The organism is Pelagibacterium sediminicola, from assembly GCF_003390885.1.
Classification (GTDB): Bacteria; Pseudomonadota; Alphaproteobacteria; order Rhizobiales; family Devosiaceae; genus Pelagibacterium; species Pelagibacterium sediminicola.
In genome coordinates, this window is the sequence record NZ_QMEL01000001.1 from 139,710 (window position 1) to 159,304 (window position 19,595).

Genomic DNA, 19,595 nt, shown 5'->3' on the forward strand with positions numbered 1-19,595 from the left:
CACGCGTCCTGAAAGCGGGGCATCATTGCAGGTGAACCAGCACCCGCAATTGGAGCCCCTGCCTCATGCCCGACCGATTCAAGAACCATTCGGCCAGCCTCGAAAGCCCGGCCATGCACGGCTTTGCCATCACCCCCAGCGACAGCGCCGAACTCAGCCAGCCAACCCGCGCCCTTTATGTGGGGGTGGCCGGCGATCTCGGCGTTACGCTGGTGTCAGGGGCGGAACTGGTCTTTGCCAATATCCCCTCGGGCACGCTGCTGCCGGTTCGGGCCCGCGCCGTGAAGGCAACGGGAACCACCGCGGCCAGCCTCGTGGGCCTGCTCTGATGGGCCGGATCGGGCTTTGGGCTGCAACCGGTGTGCGGCGCTGGTGGGACGAGGGAGCGGGTTTTGCCGCCGATTTCGTCTCCAACCGCTATATGCGCGGCGGGGTGGAGATCGCGGCGGACGCGGCCTTCTCCCTTGCCCGCCCCTCGGCCAGATACGCCCGCGACATCGCGGGCCGGTGGCGGGAGTTCGGACCGGACGAGGCGGGGCGCACCAACAAGGGCCTGCTGATCGAGCCCGCCGAAACCTATCACCCGGTCAATTCCGCCCTTGAGGGCGCTGCGGTGGATGGTGCCCTCCCCACGGGCTGGTCGCTGTCACTCGGCGCGGACACCACCCTTTCGGTGGTCGAGACCGGCACCCATGACGGGCTGCCCCTCATCGTCCTCGATCTGGTCATCGACAATGTATCGGGGTCAACGTCCATCGGACGCGGGCTCAAATTGTGCTCGCTGCCGGGCGTAAAGGACGACTTCTGGACGATGGGGCTTTATGCGCAAGTGCTCGAAATCCACCCCAGCGATACCTGCACCGCCGCCCAGAACATCCTCCAGATCCAGGAGCGTGACGCGGGCGGGGCGTTCCTCAACAATTCGGGCGGCATCATCGACAATTTCGATCTGGGCACCCTCGATGAGCGCCAGTACATCACCAAGCAGATGACCGACCCGGCGGTGGCGTTCGCCGAGATGTTCTACACCTGGAACAACATCCTTGCCGGCCAGCGCCTTGCGCGCCGCATCGGGCTCAGGATGCCGACGGCCACGAAAGGCCAGACGCTCTCCTCGCCCCTTGCGACCGGCGCAACGGCCACCGCCACCCGCAGCGCGGATATCGCGACCCTCCATTTGCCGGAGGGGCGGTTCGATCTCGAATTTGTCTATGAGGACGGATCGAAGGCCGTTCTGCCGGACATCGGCGGCGATCATATCCTTTCGGCCAGCAGTTCCAAGGCCTACCGCATGGTGACGGCGATGCCGGCCCTATAGGTCCCGGCCCCAATCCAGCCTTGCCGGATCGCTGATCGTTTCAGGATCGGGGCGAGTCACGACGAACGTTCCGGCCACAAGCAAAACGATGGCCTGGATGCCGAGGACGAAAAGCCCCACCCCAGCCATGAGCGAGATGGCGAATGCCAGCGCCATCGTCAGGGCCGCCGCGATCTTGTGGTGGCGCGCGATGGCGCCCGAGGCCTGCCAGTTCCGGACCAGGGGCCCGAAATAGCCGTGGGCAAGGAGCCAGCGGTGCACCCTTGGCGAGCTTTTGGCAAAGCAGAAGGCGGCGAGCAGCACGAACGGGGTGGTGGGCAGCAACGGCAGCAATGCGCCCAGCGCGCCAAACGCCAGCGCGATCAGTCCGGCAATGAAATAAAAGGCTCTGCTCATGCCCGGTCCGGTTTTGCGACGCGCGGCGCCAGGAGGATGGGCGCGTAAACGACAAGGAAGGCCGCGAACGCCAGCAGCCACAACAGGCCGCTGAGCGCGAAGACCGTATAGTAATACTGCGGAAAAAGGTCCGAGGCAGGGCGGATAATTGCCGCAGCCGAAAGAAAGACATAGGCGGCGACCGTTGCGGTGCTGGCCCCGATCGCACGGCCCGTGTGGCCGAGCGCGGCCCGCGACATGACCGCCAGCGTCATGCCGCCGATGGCGCCCACCGTAAAGACGTGGATCGCCGAGGCCTGAGACATTGCGCCCGTGCCCGCCGCCGCGATGGCGAACAGGCCCAGGACTATAAAGCCATAGGCGATGTGAAGGATGAAAACGATCGGCTCGCGCGCGGCAAGCCAGCCCCGCCAGCGCCAGAGCCGCACGCCCTGAAGGAGCGCGGCGGCAAGGCAGGCAATGACGGAAACTGCCGCGAACGGGGCCACGACCCAGGCGAGCAGCGCCACGATCATGGAAGCGATGGCGATCTGGTCGAACCGGCCGAACGGGATGGGCAGCGTTTTCGAGCCCTGCCGGGCCAGCCAGTTGCGGGTGAAGCTGGGAACGATCCGCCCGCCGACGAGCGCGATGAGCACGATCCAGCAGCCGACGGCGAGCCGCCCGGCCATGGCGTTGTCCCCGCCGGTGGCGACCGCGACGTGGAACCAGATATTGGCCCCCGACAGCACGGCGAGCGGCAGCACGATCTTGAGGTTCTTCCAGTTGCGCCCCGCAACGATCTCGCGCAGCGCAACGAGGAACAGGAGGGGCAGGAACATCGCTTCGATCCCCAGCGAGACGCCCAGTCCCAGAGCGCCGGGGAACAGCATGGCGGCCCGCCCCGCCAGCCAGACGAGAACCAGCCCGAGCAGCGGCAGGCCGGAAACCGGCAGCCGCCCCGTCCAGTTGGGGATCGCGGTCAGCATGAACCCGGCCAGCGCCGCGCTCGTATAGCCAAGGACCATCTCGTGGGCGTGCCAGTTGACCGGCCCATAGGCCCCGCCCACCGGCCAGCCCAGTGTCAGCGCCGCCACCCACAGGGCCATCGCCGCCACGGCCCAGAACCCGACGAACAGGAAAAAGGGCCGAAAACCATAGGAAAGGAGCGCCGGGCCCGATGTCGCTATGCCGCGCGGGATCGCGCCGCTGGCCATGGGAGTGAAGAACACGGGGACAAGACCCTTGAAAGACAAATACCGATGTTACCTTGTCGCAACCCCCTCGTCACCGGTCTTTGATCCTGCACAAAGATTGGCGCGCGGTGGGTGCATAGGGTCGGACCCTTGCCGGCGAGTGCGTGAAAGGACCGTGCCGATGACCGGGGACGACAATTTGACCATGCTCGAAATCATGCGGCGATGGCCGCGTACCGTACCCGCCATCATCCGGCTGGGCCTTTATTGCGCGGGATGCCCGGTTGCCGGGTTCCACACCATTGCCGACGCGGCACACCTGCACGGGCTTGACCGGGAGGACCTCGAAGCGGTGCTTTTTCCGCTGATGGGGCCGGTCAGTGCGACTGCCCGTCCGCCAGCAGCATCAATCCGTGCGGGTCGCGCACGAGCAGTTTCTGGCGCCCGCCCCTGACCAGCCCCTTGCCCTCCCAGGCGGTGAGGATGCGCGAGACCGTGTGCAGGGTCGTGCCGGTCATCTCGGCGATGTCCTGCTTTGAAATGGGGAAATCGATACGGATGCCGTCCGCTTCCTTGCGCCCCGATTGCTGGACGAGCCGCAACACCGCGTGGGCGACCCGCCGCTCGACCTCCTCGGTCGCCATTTCACGGATGCGCGAATGGGATTCCTGGAGGCGCTGTCCCACCGTCTGCATGGCGTTGACCGCGAGCGAGGCGCTGTTCTCGATGAACTGGCTCCAGTAGGACATGGGCCAGGCAAGCGCGGCGCTGTCGACGGCGGCGGTCGCGGTGCCCGGATAGTCGGTGCGCTGCAGAGCCTTGGCGATGCCGAACAGGTCGCCGGGATTGACGATGCGGATCATCACCTGCTGGCCGTCTTCGGTGACCTGGCTGACTTTCAGCCGCCCGGAGATCAGAACGAAAAATTCGCGGGCGTCTCCGCCCTGCTCGAAAACCGGCCGTCCCGCCGGATAGTGCCGCGTTACGGCCTTGGAGCACATCTCCTCGAAGGTCGCGTCATCGACCGTCGCAAAGAGCGGAAAGGCCCGGATTGTCTCGCGATCGATGCCTGCCATTGCGCCCTGATATGTGTGCCCGTCCTGATTTGGCGGCGAGACTAGCGCGCAAAGCCGGGCCGGGCAACGATTTGACGCCGGTCAGTCAAATAGTCGCAACAGGCCATCGTACCACGGCACGTCGCGCACGAGCCGGAAGCCCAGAAGGTCGGGCGGGGTGCCGACCGCGCAGCCTCCAGAAATGGCATCGCGCACGAAGGCCGACATATAGGCCCGGTGCTGGCCTTCGAGGACGCGCACCCCGCAGGTTTCGAGCCGCGACATGACGTTTCCGGCAGCGTTGAGGTTGACCCGGGCAAAACAGGTGTCGGTCCACTCCCAGACATTGCCGCCAATATCGGCGATCCCCAGCGCGTTCTCGCCGAAATGGCCCCTGGGCCTTGCGGCCAGATCCGGCGTCCGGCCGCTTGCCGCCGACTGGCGGTAGGTGTTGAGCCAGCGTTCGGCCATGGTGCCTGATGGAGCGCTCCGGTCGTCGGGCTCGGGACCGAGGCGGGCAAAATGGGCCCATTCCAGATCGGTGGGCAGCCGCCAGTCCTGCCCGGTGACGCCCGCATACCAGGTGACATAATTCTGGACGTCGAGATAGCTCACCCCGGTGACAGGCAGGCCGGCGCTCGCGCCGGCGGAGTTGTCGGCCGGAGCGCACGCCCCCTCTTCGACGCAAAGCCCGTACTGGGCCGCCGAGACCTGATACTTCATGACCTCGAGCGTTCCGGCGACATGGGTCTGGGTCAACGGAGCGTCGATCTCGTGGCCCTCGAGCGTAAAGGCGCCCGCCTCACGATAAAGCAGCGGCCCGCCGGGAACGCGCACCACCTCGGTCGCCGGCGATCCACCCGGACGCCAGACAGGGACGGTGGGGCCAAGAAAGACCGCCGCGGCCGCGAGAACCGCCGTGAGGGCGAAAAGCGGTGGCATCACCGCGCCGGCAATTTTGATCGTCTGTGTATGGGTCACGTCCGGGGTTCCTTTACCTTAGAGCCTTGGTTTTGCTGGCATCAAAACAGAAGCTCTAAGTCTTTGATTTAACGCGCTTCCGAACCGAATAAGTGGTGCCCACCTATTCTGGAAACGCTCTGAAGCGAAATGGCCCTCCGCCGGGTGTCCGGGGAGGGCCATCCGCCACGCAAGTCTCCTCCCTTGCGTTACTGGATGGGGCGCGGGGCAACGACCTGCTTCATCAGGTCATCGTTCCACTCGCCTTCCACCAGTATGTGGGCGGTTGCGCCCAGTTGCTCGGCTTCGATCAGGTTGTGGTTCACATAGGCGTACACACCCGGCTGGAGGAAGGTGTAGAGCGCCGCCGCCGCCGATCCGCCGGCGATGAACCAGGTCTCGAAGTCGCGCTGGGGCGGATTGACGAACCCGCCACCGGGCCAGAACAGGTCCGCGTGCCCGCCGATCAGGTGCGGACGGGTATCCCTGTTACAGCTGTTGTGGACGAACAGCACCGTTTCCCCGACATTGGCGGTCAGGGCGTTGGCGCCGGTAAGCGCGCCCACCCGTCCGTTGAACACCACATGGCTCGGGACCAGGCCCTTCATCACGTCGAGGGTGTCGGCATAACTTTCGCCAAGCGACTCGTAGGTCTTGAAGTTGCCGTTCTCGTCGCGGGGAATGTAAAGGTCGTTCTCCCCGACATAGAACAGCTTGTCATAGGCGACGGGCTTGCCTTCGTGGTCCTTGAGACCATCGCGGGGCAGGACCATGATCGCGCCGGTCATTCCCGATACCACGTGCCAGGCGATCATGCCCTCGGGCGCGCAGTGATAGGTAAAGACGCCCGGCCGCGTGGCCTTCCAGCGCAACACCACTTCCTCGCCCGGATAGACGTTGGTCAGCGCGCCGCCGCCCAGCGCTCCTGTCGCGGCGTGGAAGTCGATATTGTGCGGCATCTCACTGGTTGCCGGGTTGACGAGGGTCAGCTCCACATAGTCGCCCTCGTGCACGACCATCAGCGGGCCGGGCATCGAGCCATGGAAGGTCATTGCCCAGAGCGTGGTGCCCAGATCGTCGACCACCATCGGCTTTTCCTCGATCACCATGCGGAAGGCGACAACGCGGGGGGCACCCGGCGCGACCTGTTCGTGGGCATGGACGAAGGGCGGAGGCAGCAGATCGATCTCGACCCGCTCGAGTGCGTCGATATCGGTGGTCACGCCCCCGAGACCCGCAACGGTCACGGGCGAAGCGTCCTGAGCCAGCGAGCGCCTGTTGAGAACGAACGGAACCCCGGCCGCCAGAGCGGCGGTTCCGGCAAGAAAGCTCCTGCGGGCGATTGTGTCGTTTATGGTCATCTTCTTTTTTCTCCTGGCTTGACGGATGCTTCATCCGTTTTGCCCGTTCTTTTTAAGAAGACCGCCGCGATTTACTTTGATCTAGCTCAAATGTTTGGCGATAAACGACCTCGATGACAAATTGACGCACTTTGTTAGCTTTAGAATATAAATAAACCTGATGCGCGCCAGATTGTCGCACCAGTTGATTTTGGCAAGATGCACCGGGATTATTTGATCCAGAACAAGGTGGCGCGCAATGTAGCGGTGCATAAGCCGGCCAATGGATGCGCCGGACGCGTCCAGACCAAGGAGAAAAAAGCCATGAACAAGCCCTTTGCAGCCCTTTTTGCCGCCACGCTCGCCCTTGCGGCCTTTCCTGCCTTTGCGGCCGACCACGAAGTCAGGATGCTCAATCGCGGAGAGGCCGGAAACATGGTGTTCGAGCCTGCCGCCCTGCAGATCGAACCCGGCGATACGGTGACCTTCGTATCGGTCGATCCGGGACACAATGCGGAAACGATCGCCGGGATGGTCCCGGAGGGCGCCGAGCCCTTCCGCACCAAATTGAGCGAAACGACGGCGATCACGTTCGACGTGCCGGGGGTCTACGGGATCAAATGCACGCCGCACCTTGCCATGGGCATGGTGGCACTGATCCGGGTGGGCGATGACGCCCACAACATCGAAGAGGTCAAGGCCGTGCGCCAGCCGCCGGTCGCGGGCAAGCGGTTCGAGGCGGCCTATACGGAGCTTGGCCTCTAGGCACCTCGCGTGCAAGACTTGCGTCCGGCCTCAGCGCCGGACGCTTTTCATTTGTCTTGGGTTGCCAAGTTTTCCCTCATGTCCCATTTCGCCCTCGCCGTTGCAGTCTTCATTCTTACCCACTTCATTCCCGCCCTTCCGAGCTTGAGGGGCAGGCTGATCGCGCGGCTGGGCAAGTCCAATTACATCGCGCTCTATTCCCTTGTCTCGATCGTGACCCTTGTCTGGGTGATCGGGGCCGCGCTTCACGCGCCGGTCGTCCTCTTGTGGGAGCCGGCGGGCTGGCAGGCCTGGGTAACGGTCATCGTCTCGCCTGTCGCGCTGTTCCTCATCGTTGCCGGGCTCATTTCCGCCAATCCGCTTTCGCTGGGACTGTTTCCCGGGGAAGGGGGAGACAAGGGCGCTATCGTCCTTGTGACGCGCCATCCGGTATTCTGGGGCGCGCTGCTTTGGGCCCTGAGCCATATTCCACCCAATGGAGACGTGCGCTCGCTGCTATTGTTCTCCATTCTGGCGCTGCTGGCCGCTTCTGGGTTCTGGCTGGGAGACCGCCGGGCACGAAAGAGGCTCGGGCCGCAATGGCCCGCCTTTGCGCGTGAAACCTCGATCATCCCCTTTGCCGCCACCCTTGCCGGATACAACCGCCTGCGCATCGACGTGCCGATGGTCCTGGCGTTCGGCGCGGCTGGCGTGCTGACCTGGTGGCTTCTGGCGGGCGGGCATGGCGTGCTCTTCGGGGCCGACCCGCTGGCCGCCACGCTCTATTGAGGGCAAAGACGGTACGAAGGCCAGCCTTGCGCTTCTTTGACACAGATCAAACAAGTGCCGCATGGGCCATGATAGGGGCTGCACCTTGTGACGCCAAATGAGATATACTGTCAGTGATTCCTGCTCCGGGCTACAGCCGGTCATGGGTCTGAACCAACCTTCTGGGGGCACGCCGGTCCGATGATGGCACAACTCACCCGAAACGAGCGGGTTCTCGCTCTGATCTACCTTTCAATCCTGGCGATGGTCGGGCTGGCCCTTGCGGTGGGCGGGCGCTACGACCTCATCGGCGGCCATGGCTGGCTGATGCTGGCCTTCGGGCTCGTGGGCATTGCGCTGATGGTACGGGGCTGGGATGCGCCCGCGCCTTCCCCCGAACGGTTCAGCGAATATTACGACGACCCCACCAAGGTGGGCATCATCCTGGCGCTGGTCTGGGGGATTGTCGGCATGACGGTGGGCGCATGGGTCGCGTTCCTGCTCGCCTTTCCCGACATCAATCCCGAAGTGCCCTGGCTCAGCTTTGGCCGTATCCGGCCGGTGCACACGAGCGGGGTGATCTTCGGGTTCGGGGGCAACGCGCTGATCGCAACCTCGTTCCACGTGCTCCAGCGCACCTCGCGCGCCCGTCTGCCCGACCAGCTCAGCCCCTGGTTCGTGCTCATTGGCTATAATCTGTTCTGCCTGCTCGGCGCCACCGGCCTTCTGATGGGCATCACCCAGTCCAAGGAATACGCCGAGCCCGAATGGTACGCCGATATCCTGCTGGTCATCGTCTGGGTGGTCTATTTCCTCATCTATGTGCGCACGCTCCAGCGCCGCAAGGAGCCGCATATCTATGTGGCGAACTGGTATTACATGGCCTTCATCCTCGTTGTCGCCATGCTCCACATCGTCAACAACATCACGGTGCCCGTCTCGCTGGCCGGAGCCAAGAGCTATTCGATCTTCTCGGGCGTGCAGGATGCTATGACCCAGTGGTGGTACGGGCATAACGCGGTGGCGTTCTTCCTCACCGCCGGGTTCCTGGGGATGATGTATTATTATCTGCCCAAGCGGGCCAACCGCCCGATCTTTTCCTACAGGCTCTCGATCATCAGCTTTTGGGGCATCACCTTCTTTTACATGTGGGCGGGTTCGCACCACCTGCACTATACCGCGCTCCCCCATTGGGTGCAGACTCTGGGCATGGTGTTCTCGGTCGTGCTGCTGATCCCCTCCTGGGCCTCGGCGGGCAACGCGCTGATGACGCTCAACGGGGCGTGGAAGAAGGTGCGTGACGACGCGGTGCTGCGCTTCATGGCGCTGGCGGCGCTGTTTTACGGCATCACGACCTTCGAGGGCTCGTTCATGGCCATCCGGCCGGTCAACTCGCTCTCGCACTATACCGACTGGACCGTCGGCCACGTCCATGCCGGCGCGCTCGGCTGGGTCGCGATGATCACCTTCGGCTCGCTCTATGCGCTGGTGCCCTGGATCTGGCGCAAGTCCAGGATCTATTCGGAAAAGCTGGTCGAGGTGCACTTCTGGCTCGCGCTGGCCGGCACGCTGATCTACGTCTTTGCGATGTGGAACTCGGGCGTCGTCCAGGGGCTGATGTGGCGGACCTATTCTGAGACCGGCACCCTCACCTATTCGTTCCTTGAATCGCTGGTCGCCATGTACCCCTACTATATCGCCCGCGCCATCGGCGGCTCGATGTTCGCGATCGGTGCGCTCATCGCCCTTTACAACGTGGTGATGACCATCCGCATGCCATCGGCCGAGGCGGAAACCGAAAGCGAAGGCGATATCCCCCAGAGCAAGCAGGCGCTTGCCCAGCCCGCGGAGTAGCCCGATGTTCGGATTTCATTACAAGCTCGAGAGGAGCACCATCGGCTTCGTCCTGGCCATCGTCGTCGTGGCCTCAATCGGCGGGCTGGTGGAGATCGCGCCGCTTTTTACCATCGACGAGACAGTGGAAGAGGCGCCCGACATGCGGATCTATACCCCGCTCGAGCTTGCCGGGCGCGACATCTACATGCGCGAAGGGTGCTATGCCTGCCACAGCCAGATGATCCGGACGCTGCGCGACGAGGTCGAGCGCTACGGTCCCTATTCGCTGGCCGTGGAATCGCAATACGATCACCCCCATCTTTGGGGTTCCAAGCGCACCGGACCGGATCTCGCCCGTGTCGGGGGCAAATATTCCAACGACTGGCATGTCGCCCACCTCATCAACCCGCGTGACGTGGTCCCCCAGTCCAACATGCCGCGCTATGGCTGGCTGATGACCACCCCGTTGCGCACCGATAATCTCGATGGCCATCTTTCGGCCATGCGCGCCGTCGGCGTGCCCTATACGGACGAACAGATCGCCAACGCGCCCCTCGACGCCTTCGGGCAGGCCAACCCCAATTCGGATGCGGCCTCGGGCGTGCTCGAACGCTATGGCGCGGCAACCAATATAGCGCTGTTCGACGGCGATGGTGCCCGCGTCACCGAGATGGATGCGCTGGTCGCCTATCTCCAGATCCTGGGGCGGCTGACCGACCTTGCCTATGGCGCGCAAGTGGCGGAGGCCGAGTGATGCCCGATCACGAGACGCTGGTGGGGCTGGCCAAGTCGTTCGGCCTTTTCTATCTCATCGCCATGGCGATCGCCGTCCTGATCTATGTATTCTGGCCGGGCAACAAGAAAAAGTTCGACAGGGCCAAGCAGGCTCCGCTCGATGATGGGGAGGACCGGCCATGAGCCACCAGCCAGAACGCGATCCTGTCAGCGGACAGATCACCACCGGACACGAATGGAACGGGATCAAGGAGCTCAACTCCCCCGTGCCCAAAGTGGTGTTCGCCGCGCTGGTCCTCGGCGCGATCTATCTCGTGATCTCGACCATATTGCTGCCCGCATGGCCCGGCATCACGGGGTATACGCGCGGCCTTCTGGGCGTCGACCAGCGCGACACCGTCAACCGCGAGGTGGAGCAGGCGCGCATGGCGCGCAGCCAGTGGACGGACCTGATCAATGGCCAGCCGCTTGAAGAGAGCCTTGCCGACTCCGCGCTGATGGACATCGTTCGCGAAACCGGCAGCACGCTTTTCATCGACAATTGCGCGGCCTGCCATGGCACGGAGGGCACGGGCGGGCCCGGCTTTCCCGACATTGCCGAAGGCCGTCTGGCGTGGGGAGACGACGTCGAGACCATCCACGAGACCATCCGCGTCGGCATCAATTCGAGCCATCCCGAAACCCGGTTCGCCCAGATGCTCGCCTTCGGACGCGACGGCATGCTGCCGCGCGCCGATATCGTGGCGCTCACCGGCCACGTGCTGGGGCTTTCCGACCCCCAGGCGCAGACGGACCCCGCCGTTGCGGAAACCTTCGCCTTCAACTGCGCCTCCTGCCATGGGGAGGATGCACGCGGGGTGACCGATTTCGGCGCGCCCGACCTTACCGATCCGTACTGGACCTTTGGCGGCGATCGCGATGCGGTCTTCAGTTCGATCTTCAACGGACGGGCCGGACACATGCCCCATTGGGAAGACCGGCTTTCGGAGACCGAAACCCGCCTGCTGGCGCTTTATGTCCACGACATGAGGACACCGGTGCAATGAGTACCGGGCCGCTCGACATGCCATCTCGCGCAAGGTCGCGCTGGGTGCTGTGGCTGGCGATCCTTCTCGGGTGCGCGGTCCTGGTCCTGGCCAACGCGCACCTCGTCTACGTCTCGTTCGACTCGCAACCCGAATGCATTCCCCATTTAAGGGCAGGCCATGCCGGCGACGGCTACAGCGCTGCCCGGTCCTCCTGCTGAGGAGATTGTCATGACCGTTCTTCCGCCTATCGTTCCCGCGCTGCCCCGGGCCATAGACCGCAGGCGCAACCTGCCGCTTTCGGCGGCCCTCGACTGGCTCGCCGCTGGATGGCGGGACCTCTGGATCGCACCGGGCATCAGCCTGCTCTACGGGTTGGGCGTGTCCGTACTCTCGGCGCTTCTGGTCGTGGGGATCGTCGTTTTCGATCTGGGCCATATCCTGTTTCCGGCGCTGGCCGGGTTCCTCGTGGTCGGCCCGGCGCTCGCCACGGGTCTTTACGAAAAGAGCCGCCGGATCGCCGCCGGAGAGCCCCCCACCCTTGCCACCATGATCCGGCCCGGGCGCGGCACCGGCCATCACATCCTGTTCGTGGGCGCAATCCTTGTGATGCTCGCCATGATCTGGATCCGGGCCGCGGTCCTGCTCTATGCGCTGTTCTGGGGTCTCAAACCCTTCCCCGGCCTCGACCACATCATCGAAACGCTTCTGTCCGATCCGCAGGGCTGGGCGCTCGTCGGCGTCGGAACGGCGGTGGGCGGGCTGTTCGCGGCGCTCGGTTTCGCAATCAGCGCCTTTTCGATCCCCATGCTGCTCGACCGCAAGCTCGACGCCTTTACCGCCATGGGACTGTCCATGACGCTCACCTGGCACAATCTGGGTGTGATGCTGGTCTGGGGGGCAATTGTTCTTGCCCTGACTCTTGTGGGGCTCGTGACCGCCTTTGCCGGGTTCATCATCATCTTCCCGCTGCTGGGGCACGCCAGTTGGCACGCCTATGTGGCGATCCGCGACGAGGAAAAATGACCTGCTGCGCGCCGTCCGAGTTCACCGATATCGCGGTGGCGGCGCTCGGTCCGGCCGATGAGGAGATTCGGCTGGCCGCCCGGACCATCGAGGGCGATCTCATCCAGACCGAGTTGTCCGTGCCCGGCATCCATTGCGGCGGCTGCATCCAGAAGATCGAAACCGCGCTCGGGCGGCTGGGCGGGGTAGAGCAGGCGCGGGTCAATCTCTCGACCAGGCGCGTCACCTTGCGCACCCACGACACGGCCACCGTGCGCCGGGCGTTCGGAACGCTGGGGGAACTGGGTTACCAGGCCCATCTTTTCGACCATACGACCCAGGAAAGCGACCGCGAATACTGGCAGCTCATCAAGGCGCTGGCCGTTGCCGCGTTCGGCTCGATGAACATCATGATGCTTTCGGTGGGCGCGTGGTCCGGCGCCGAGGGCAGCACCCGCGACATCCTGCACCTCATCTGCGGGATCATCGCGCTGCCGACGCTGGTTTATGCGGGGCGTCCCTTTTACACGTCCGCGTGGACCGCGCTGCGCCACGGCCGCACCAATATGGACGTGCCGATCACCATAGGAGTGGCGCTCGCCTTTCTGCTCAGCGTCTATGATACGCTGACCCGCGCGCCGCACGCCTATTTCGACGCGGTGACCTCGCTGTTGTTCTTCCTTCTCGCCGGCCGCGTCCTCGACCACATGATGCGCGAAAAGGCGCGCAAGGCGGTACGCGGGCTCGCCCGGCTGACCGCGCGGGGGGCGCTGGTGGTGTCCGGGAACGGGGAGCGCGATTATCTCCCCATCGCCGAGATCACGCCGGGCATGACCATTCTTCTTGCGGCGGGCGAACGCGTTCCGGTCGATGCCACGGTCATCGAGGGCGCGTCCGAGATCGACGTTTCACTGGTCAATGGCGAGAGCGCGCCCCTGAGCGCCGCTTCGGGGACGGCGCTTCAGGCCGGAACCCTCAATCTCACCGGTCCCCTGACAATCCGCGCCACCGCGCCTGAAAAGTCCTCTTTTCTCGCCGAGATGATCCGCATGATGGAGGCGGCGGAATCGGGCCGCAGCACCTATCGCCGCATCGCCGACACGGTTGCGCGCTATTACGCGCCGGTCGTCCATTTCGCTGCAATCCTCTCGTTTCTGGGCTGGATGCTGGCCGGGGGCGGGGTGCACCAGTCGATCACCATCGCCATCGCCGTCCTGATCATCACCTGCCCCTGCGCGCTGGGCCTTGCCGTGCCCATGGTCCATGTGGTCGCCGCGCGGCGCCTGTTCGAGAACGGGGTCATGCTCAAGGACGGCAGCGCGCTCGAGCGGCTCGCAACCGTCGATACCATCCTGTTCGACAAGACCGGAACCCTGACGCTGGGCAGCCCCGAACTGGCCGATTCCGATGGTATCGCCCCGGAAACGCTGGCCCTTGCCGGGGCGCTGGGCGGGTTCTCGGGCCATCCCCATTCGCGTGCCATAGCGCGGGCGGCGCGCGGGTTGCCCGAACCGCGCCTGGACATATCGGCCGTTTCCGAACACCCCGGCCTGGGCGTCGAGGCGCGGCAGGGCACGGACCTTTACCGGCTGGGACGCGCGGCCTGGGCGCTCGATGACCAGGGCGCGGCAAGCGGTACAGTCCTCTCGCGCAATGGCGAATTGCTCGCCGCTTTCCGCTTTGCCGAAGTGCTCCGGCCCGAGGCCGAAAGCGCTATCGCGGCGCTCAGGGCACGCGGCTTTGATATCGAAATTCTCTCCGGCGACCGGGCCGAGGCGGTGGAACCGCTGGCGCGCCGGCTGGGCATCGCAACGTTCACCGCCGGGATGCTGCCGGGCGGCAAGCTGGCACGGATCGAACAGTTGATCGCCGAGGGGCGCAAGCCGATGATGGTGGGCGACGGGCTCAATGACGGCCCGGCGCTGGCCGCGGCCCATGTCTCGATGGCCCCCGCCACCGCCGCCGACATCGGCCGCAACAGCGCCGATTTCGTGTTCCTGCATGAAAGCCTTGCCGCGATCCCGGCAACGCTCGACGTGGCCGACCGGTCGGCGCGGCTGGTGAAGCAGAATCTGGGGCTTTCGCTCGTCTACAACGTCATCGCGCTGCCGATCGCGGTACTGGGCTTTGTGACGCCTTTTGTTGCGGCAATCGCCATGTCGGGGTCCTCGGTGGTGGTGGTCGCCAACGCGCTCCGCCTGACCATGTCCCGGAGGCGGAACGCCAATGGGTGATTTTTTCTATCTCATTCCGGTTTCCATCGCGCTGGGCGCGGTCGGGCTTGGGGTGTTCCTGTGGTCGCTCAGGGCCAGCCAGTATGAAGACCTGGACGGCGCCGCCGAGCGCATCCTTTTCGACGATGACGCCCCGGTAGTTCCCAGCAAGGGGCTGGACGACGAGGACGACAAACCGGAAAGCTGACCGCAACGGGCTGCAACGCCCCCTCCCCAAAAGGATTGTCGGGATCGAATTGCCCTGACTTGGCGTTAGTCATCTTTGCTCACATCGCCAAGGGAGGTTTCAGTGACCACCATGTTTAAAGTCGGCTATTTCGTCGGCAGCCTGTCCAGCACGTCCATAAATCGAAAACTTGCCGCCGCTCTGGTCCGTCTGGCCCACCCCGGTTTTGAAATGAATGAAATCCCCATCCGCGACCTGCCGCTCTACAGCGCCGATCACGACGAGGATTACCCGCCCGTCGCGCGCGATCTCAAGCAGGCGATCGCGGACAACGACGCCATCCTGTTCGTGACGCCGGAATACAACCGCGCGATCCCCGGCGGGCTCAAGAACGCGATCGACTGGGCGAGCCGGCCCTGGGGGCAGAACTCGTTCTCCCGCAAGCCGTCCGCCGTGATCGGGGCGTCAATCGGCGCCATCGGGACCGCCGTCGCCCAGCAGAACCTGCGCAGCGTCCTGAGTTTCTGCAACTCCCCGCAGATGAACGCCCCCGAGGCCTATATCCATTTTACGCCCGACCTCATCAATGACGAGGGCGAGGTAAGCGTTGAGAGCACGCGCGATTTCCTGCGCAACTACATGGCCGAGTTCCACCAGTTCGTTGCCCGCGTTTATACAGCCCTGCCCCGGGGCGAATAGACTTCCGCCCCGGCAATCCAGACCGCGAGCACATCGAGCGCCGGGCTGAGGTGAACGAGCGATGCGTCGGCACCGGGCTTGAGATGGCCCAGAGCCCGCTCGCGCCCGATTGCCTGCGCGGGATAGAGCGACGCCATCCGCAGCGCTTCCGCCAGGGGCATGTTCAATGCCCTGTGCATGTAGCGCACGGCGTCGATCATGGTGAGATCGGCCCCCGCCAGCGTGCCGTCGGCAAGCCGCAGGGCGCCATCCTTGCGGATGACCGTTGCGCCGTTGAGCTTGAAACTGGTGAGGTCGGTGCCGATCTGCGCCATGGCGTCGGAGACGAGCAGTATCTTGCCGGGGCCTTCATGCGCCCGCAGCGCCACGGCGATGGTCGTGGGGTGGACGTGGATGCCATCGGCGATCAGCCCCGCCCAGACGCCAGCCGCAAGCGCCGCGCCGACCAGCCCCGGCTCGCGGTTGCCGAACTGGCTCATGGCGTTGAAAAGATGGGTGACCATGCTGGCCCCGGCATCGAAGGTCGAAAGGGCCGTCGCCGCGTCGGCGTCGGAATGGCCCAGCGAAACGAGAACGCCCGCCCCGGTGAGGGCCGCGATCTGCCCGGATGTTACCGTTTCGGGCGCGACGGTCACAAGGAGCGTAGGCAGATTGCCCTTGGCGGCGATGAGGCGTTCGAGATCGGCGTCGGTCATGGGGCGGATGAATTCGGCCTTGTGCGCGCCCTTGCGGGCGACCGAAAGGTGCGGGCCCTCCAGATGCAGCCCGGCAAATCCGGCTACCCCGCGCGCCGCGGCATCGATGCCCGCCTGTACCGCTTTTGCAGTGATGTCGGGCGTATCGGTGATGAGGGTGGGCAAGAGCGCGGTGGTTCCGAAGGCGAACTGGGCCGCGCAGATGCGCTCGAGCCCGGCAACGCTGGGCTCGTCGTTGAACAGGATGCCGCCCCCGCCATTGGTCTGGATATCGACCAGCCCCGGCGCGATCATGCCCTCGTTCCATCGGACGAGACGGTCAAAGGCCGGGCCATCGGCTTGCCGGGCAATATCGATGACCTTGCCGTTCCCGACCAGCAGGAGGCTGTCCTCGTGCCAGTCCAGGCCATCGAAAATCTTCGGCGCGGCGATTGCGGTGACGGTCATAGCGTCGCGGTGACCTTGTTAAGATGCGGCGGGTGATCGGGATCGAAGTGGCACAGCCGGGAAAGCGCCTCGACAAAACCGTAGAAGGTGACGATCTGGGCGATTGGGTAAGTAAGGGGGTGGCCGGTGCGTGCGACAGGCAGGCGCTGGCCGAAATCGGCGTCCGCGTCGGCAAGAAAGACGTTCGCGCCCTGGGCGGCCAGCCGGTTGGCGGTATCGAGGATGGAGGCGCGACAGGAATCCATGGCGCCGAAAGCAAGGACGGGAAAACCGCCCACGGCGAGCGCCGAGGGGCCGTGGAGGACTTCGGCGGTCGAATAGGCTTCCGCGTGAAGGCCCGCCGTCTCCTTGAACTTGAGCGCGGCTTCCGATGCGATGGCAAGACCTGGCCCGCGCCCCAATACGTAAAGCGAGCGGGCGCCCGCGAGGGGGGCGAGCAAGCCGGACCAGTCGCAGCCGAGCGCCTGTTCGAGATCGTGGGGGAGCGTATCGAGCGCTGCGAGAAGATCGGGGTTTTCCGACCAGTGCGCGACGAGCGCCAGCACCGCAACCAGCGAGGTGACAAAGGTCTTGGTGGCAGCGACCGATCTTTCAGGCCCCGCGCAGATATCGATGACGTGGTCGGAGATTTCGGCCAGGGACGAAGCGGGAATATTGGTCAGGGCAAGCGTTGTCGCCCCGGACTGCCTTGCGCTTTTGAGCATGGCGACGAGGTCCGGGCTCTTGCCCGATTGCGAAATGCCGATGGCGGCGGCGCCGGCCAGCTTGAGATCGACGCCACAGATCGAGGCGAGCGAAGGCGCGAGCGTTGCGACGGGCAGGCCCAGCATCAGCCCGGCGGCATATTTGAGATAAGTCGCGGCATGATCGGACGAGCCCCGGGCGATCGTTGCGATCAGCCGGGGATCGGCCTTGCGCAGCGCCGAGGCGGCCCTGATGATCGGATCGCGGCCCTCGCCCAGCAAATGGGCGACGACTGCGGGGATTTCGCCGATTTCGCGGCGCATGGCTGTCATCTGCATCAGACCGGCTCCGTGGGCTCATGGCCGGGGGCGGGGCTGATCCGCAGACCGTCAGCGTCAAAGAGATGGGCATCCACGCCGTTCAATCGAAAGTTCATCTGGTCTCCACGCGCGATCCGGGCCGTCGCGCCACATTTGAGCAGGACAGGTTCGCCATCGGGCAATCCGGCTTCCACGAGCACGTGGTCGCCAAGGTTTTCCGCCGCTTCGGCGCGTGCTCTATAAGGCCCTTCGGGGTCGACGGCCAGATGTTCGGGGCGAATGCCAAAGCTGACCCGGTCGCCCTCGAGGGGCACGCGACCAAGGGCGGGGATCAAAACCGCTCCCAACCCCGCGACATCGAGTGTGATCGTGTCATTGGAAAGGCCGGCAACGGTTGCGTTCATGACGTTCATCTGGGCCGAGCCGATGAACCGGGCAACGAACAGGTTTGCCGGGGTTGCGTATAAATCAAGCGGGGTGCCCACTTGCTGGATGACGCCGTCGCTGAGCACCACGATGCGGTCGGCAAGGGTCATGGCCTCGACCTGATCGTGGGTCACGTAGATCATCGTGGCGCCCAGCGTGCGGTGCAGGTCGGCGATCTCGCGCCGGGTGCTGACCCTGAGCGCGGCATCGAGGTTCGAGAGCGGTTCGTCAAAGAGGAACACCGAGGGGTCGCGCACCACGGCGCGACCGATCGCGGCGCGCTGGCGCTGCCCGCCCGAAAGCTGGGAGGGCCGGCGATCGAGCAGGTGCTCGATCTGCAGCATCTTTGCCGCCTTGGCCACGCGCCGGTCGATTTCCGCGCGCGGCAGCCGCGATAGCTTGAGCCCGAACTCCATATTTCCGCGTACTGTCCGATGGGGGTAGAGCGCATAGGACTGGAAGACCATGGCGATGCCGCGCTCCTTGGGGGAGAGCGCGTTCACCTTGCGCTCGCCGATCCAGAGCGTGCCCGAGGAGATGTCCTCAAGCCCGGCGATCATGCGCAGCAGCGTTGATTTCCCGCAACCCGAGGGGCCGACGAACACGCAGAATTCGCCATCGGCGATTTCAAGATCGATGTTTTCGAGAACGGTGAGGGCCTCATAGGATTTGGAGACCCGTTCAAGCTTTACGCTGGCCATTGGCTGGTCCTTCAAGCATGGGAGAAAGCGCGCCCGGCGGGCGCGCCTTCGCAAAGGTTCGGCTCTATGCCTTGCCGCTCATGCGCGATTTGAAGAAATCGAGATGCTTTTCCTGCGCCTTGATCAGCTTTTCGCGGTACTGGCCATAGATTTCGTCGGTATCGTTGAGCGTCACGCCCTCGATGGTGGGCGAGGCGAATACGGGTAGCTCGATCCCCTTGCGCCCGAGGATTTCCGCCGTGCGGACCGACATCTCATGCATCAGCATCATGGCAAGAACCGTCGAGGACCCGCCCACCGGACGGCTCCACCCCTCGACATCGACGATGGCGTCCTCGACCGGCGAACGGGTGTCGATCACGACGTCGGCGGTATCGGCAAGCCGCTTGCCGGTCGAGTGCTTGGAGGGCTTCTGGCGGTTGAACGCGCTGTTGACGGCGATCACCTTGACGCCGCGCTTCTTGCAATAAAGCGCGGTATCGATGCCCGAGGCGTTGGTGCCGCTGTGGCCGAAGACCACGAGCGTATCGCCCTCGTTGATCGGCTGGTGATCGAGGAATTTTTCCGCATAGCCCTCGGTGCGCTCGAGCCAGAGCAGTTCGCGCACGCCCCCGGCGGCCAGAACGCTGTGCCACATCAGACGCGGGTCGGTGAGCGGGTGAAAGGCGATATAGGAGCCATAGCGGGGGAAGGTCTCCTGGGCGGGCAGCACCGAGTGCCCGGAGCCGTAAAGATGGATCAGACCGCCCTTTTCGACGGTCTCGGCCATGATCGCCGCGGCCTTGCCGAGCGCCTCGTCGTTGACCTGGGCGGCTTCCTCGGCAAGCTGGATCAGCCTGGAAATATAGAGGGACATTTGGGATGGC

22 protein-coding genes are annotated in these 19,595 nt (G+C 64.6%); 13 read left to right on the forward strand and 9 right to left on the reverse strand.

Translation table 11 applies throughout. The annotated features are described in order from the left end of the window. The first annotated feature begins 65 nt into the window (after positions 1 to 65). Both DQG18_RS00625 and DQG18_RS00630 read left to right on the forward strand, forming a co-directional pair. On the forward strand, positions 66 to 329 hold the full coding sequence (locus DQG18_RS00625) for a spike base protein, RCAP_Rcc01079 family (protein WP_116652294.1): 264 nt from the start codon (positions 66 to 68) through the stop codon (positions 327 to 329). Further along, a complete protein-coding gene (locus DQG18_RS00630) occupies positions 329 to 1,318 on the forward strand; it encodes a hypothetical protein (RefSeq protein WP_157969950.1) in 990 nt (329 codons plus the stop codon). Before DQG18_RS00625 ends, DQG18_RS00630 begins: the two co-directional genes overlap by 1 nt. Here the strand turns inward: DQG18_RS00630 and DQG18_RS00635 are convergent. Both DQG18_RS00635 and DQG18_RS00640 read right to left on the reverse strand, forming a co-directional pair. Then, positions 1,313 to 1,714 carry a YbaN family protein gene (locus tag DQG18_RS00635; protein ID WP_116652296.1) on the reverse strand — a complete coding sequence of 134 codons (402 nt, stop codon included), beginning with the start codon at positions 1,712 to 1,714 and terminating at the stop codon, positions 1,313 to 1,315. The two genes, DQG18_RS00630 and DQG18_RS00635, sit on opposite strands and share 6 nt — an antisense overlap. Further along, complete coding sequence (locus DQG18_RS00640) at positions 1,711 to 2,910, reverse strand: NnrS family protein (protein ID WP_116652297.1); 1,200 nt, start codon at positions 2,908 to 2,910, stop codon at positions 1,711 to 1,713. Before DQG18_RS00640 ends, DQG18_RS00635 begins: the two co-directional genes overlap by 4 nt. A gap of 184 nt (positions 2,911 to 3,094) precedes the next feature. Between DQG18_RS00640 and DQG18_RS00645 the strand changes: the two genes are divergently transcribed. Then, positions 3,095 to 3,343 (forward strand): DUF1858 domain-containing protein, encoded by a 249-nt coding sequence (locus DQG18_RS00645; RefSeq protein WP_281270377.1) that lies wholly within the window; start codon positions 3,095 to 3,097, stop codon positions 3,341 to 3,343. Here the strand turns inward: DQG18_RS00645 and DQG18_RS00650 are convergent. The 3 genes from DQG18_RS00650 to nirK all read right to left on the reverse strand — a co-directional run bounded on the left by DQG18_RS00650 (position 3,267) and on the right by nirK (position 6,265). Then, the gene (locus DQG18_RS00650; RefSeq protein WP_116652299.1) at positions 3,267 to 3,965 is read right to left on the reverse strand and encodes a Crp/Fnr family transcriptional regulator; all 699 of its coding nucleotides are present in this window, start codon (positions 3,963 to 3,965) and stop codon (positions 3,267 to 3,269) included. The two genes, DQG18_RS00645 and DQG18_RS00650, sit on opposite strands and share 77 nt — an antisense overlap. A gap of 81 nt (positions 3,966 to 4,046) precedes the next feature. Continuing rightward, positions 4,047 to 4,925, reverse strand: coding sequence for a formylglycine-generating enzyme family protein (locus DQG18_RS00655; RefSeq protein ID WP_198669620.1), 879 nt, complete (start codon positions 4,923 to 4,925; stop codon positions 4,047 to 4,049). A 188-nt stretch (positions 4,926 to 5,113) separates the two neighbouring features. Then, the gene (gene nirK / locus DQG18_RS00660) at positions 5,114 to 6,265 is read right to left on the reverse strand and encodes a copper-containing nitrite reductase (protein ID WP_116652301.1); all 1,152 of its coding nucleotides are present in this window, start codon (positions 6,263 to 6,265) and stop codon (positions 5,114 to 5,116) included. Between the two features lie 303 nt (positions 6,266 to 6,568). Between nirK and DQG18_RS00665 the strand changes: the two genes are divergently transcribed. The 10 genes from DQG18_RS00665 (at position 6,569) to DQG18_RS00715 (ending at position 15,456) form a co-directional block, all read left to right on the forward strand. Continuing rightward, positions 6,569 to 7,009, forward strand: coding sequence for a pseudoazurin (locus DQG18_RS00665; protein ID WP_116652765.1), 441 nt, complete (start codon positions 6,569 to 6,571; stop codon positions 7,007 to 7,009). Between the two features lie 78 nt (positions 7,010 to 7,087). Continuing rightward, positions 7,088 to 7,777 carry an NnrU family protein gene (locus tag DQG18_RS00670; protein WP_116652302.1) on the forward strand — a complete coding sequence of 230 codons (690 nt, stop codon included), beginning with the start codon at positions 7,088 to 7,090 and terminating at the stop codon, positions 7,775 to 7,777. A 180-nt stretch (positions 7,778 to 7,957) separates the two neighbouring features. Next, positions 7,958 to 9,610: a cytochrome-c oxidase, cbb3-type subunit I gene (gene ccoN / locus DQG18_RS00675; protein WP_116652303.1), complete on the forward strand. Its 1,653-nt coding sequence runs from the start codon at positions 7,958 to 7,960 to the stop codon at positions 9,608 to 9,610. A 4-nt stretch (positions 9,611 to 9,614) separates the two neighbouring features. Next, positions 9,615 to 10,346, forward strand: a complete 732-nt coding sequence (ccoO, locus tag DQG18_RS00680; protein ID WP_116652304.1) for a cytochrome-c oxidase, cbb3-type subunit II — start codon at positions 9,615 to 9,617, stop codon at positions 10,344 to 10,346. Beyond that, positions 10,346 to 10,510, forward strand: a complete 165-nt coding sequence (locus DQG18_RS00685) for a cbb3-type cytochrome c oxidase subunit 3 (protein ID WP_425454198.1) — start codon at positions 10,346 to 10,348, stop codon at positions 10,508 to 10,510. Before ccoO ends, DQG18_RS00685 begins: the two co-directional genes overlap by 1 nt. Then, complete coding sequence (gene ccoP, locus DQG18_RS00690; protein ID WP_116652306.1) at positions 10,507 to 11,373, forward strand: cytochrome-c oxidase, cbb3-type subunit III; 867 nt, start codon at positions 10,507 to 10,509, stop codon at positions 11,371 to 11,373. Before DQG18_RS00685 ends, ccoP begins: the two co-directional genes overlap by 4 nt. 210 nt (positions 11,374 to 11,583) lie before the next feature. After that, complete coding sequence (locus DQG18_RS00700; RefSeq protein ID WP_116652308.1) at positions 11,584 to 12,378, forward strand: DUF2189 domain-containing protein; 795 nt, start codon at positions 11,584 to 11,586, stop codon at positions 12,376 to 12,378. Next, on the forward strand, positions 12,375 to 14,591 hold the full coding sequence (locus DQG18_RS00705; RefSeq protein WP_116652309.1) for a heavy metal translocating P-type ATPase: 2,217 nt from the start codon (positions 12,375 to 12,377) through the stop codon (positions 14,589 to 14,591). Before DQG18_RS00700 ends, DQG18_RS00705 begins: the two co-directional genes overlap by 4 nt. Continuing rightward, entirely contained in the window at positions 14,584 to 14,778 is a 195-nt protein-coding gene (ccoS, locus tag DQG18_RS00710; RefSeq protein ID WP_116652310.1) for a cbb3-type cytochrome oxidase assembly protein CcoS, read from the forward strand. The genes DQG18_RS00705 and ccoS overlap by 8 nt, the downstream gene beginning before the upstream one ends. Positions 14,779 to 14,889: 111 nt before the next feature. Beyond that, on the forward strand, positions 14,890 to 15,456 hold the full coding sequence (locus tag DQG18_RS00715) for an NADPH-dependent FMN reductase (protein WP_116652311.1): 567 nt from the start codon (positions 14,890 to 14,892) through the stop codon (positions 15,454 to 15,456). On the opposite strand, the gene nagA is transcribed toward DQG18_RS00715, so the two are convergent. From nagA to DQG18_RS00735, 4 genes are all read right to left on the reverse strand, one after another. Further along, complete coding sequence (nagA, locus tag DQG18_RS00720; protein WP_116652312.1) at positions 15,429 to 16,598, reverse strand: N-acetylglucosamine-6-phosphate deacetylase; 1,170 nt, start codon at positions 16,596 to 16,598, stop codon at positions 15,429 to 15,431. The genes DQG18_RS00715 and nagA overlap by 28 nt on opposite strands. After that, on the reverse strand, positions 16,595 to 17,620 hold the full coding sequence (locus tag DQG18_RS00725; RefSeq protein ID WP_116652313.1) for an SIS domain-containing protein: 1,026 nt from the start codon (positions 17,618 to 17,620) through the stop codon (positions 16,595 to 16,597). The genes nagA and DQG18_RS00725 overlap by 4 nt, the downstream gene beginning before the upstream one ends. Next, entirely contained in the window at positions 17,620 to 18,729 is a 1,110-nt protein-coding gene (locus DQG18_RS00730; RefSeq protein ID WP_116652314.1) for an ABC transporter ATP-binding protein, read from the reverse strand. The genes DQG18_RS00725 and DQG18_RS00730 overlap by 1 nt, the downstream gene beginning before the upstream one ends. A gap of 64 nt (positions 18,730 to 18,793) precedes the next feature. After that, a complete protein-coding gene (locus tag DQG18_RS00735; RefSeq protein WP_116652315.1) occupies positions 18,794 to 19,585 on the reverse strand; it encodes a sugar isomerase domain-containing protein in 792 nt (263 codons plus the stop codon). Positions 19,586 to 19,595: the final 10 nt, after the last annotated feature.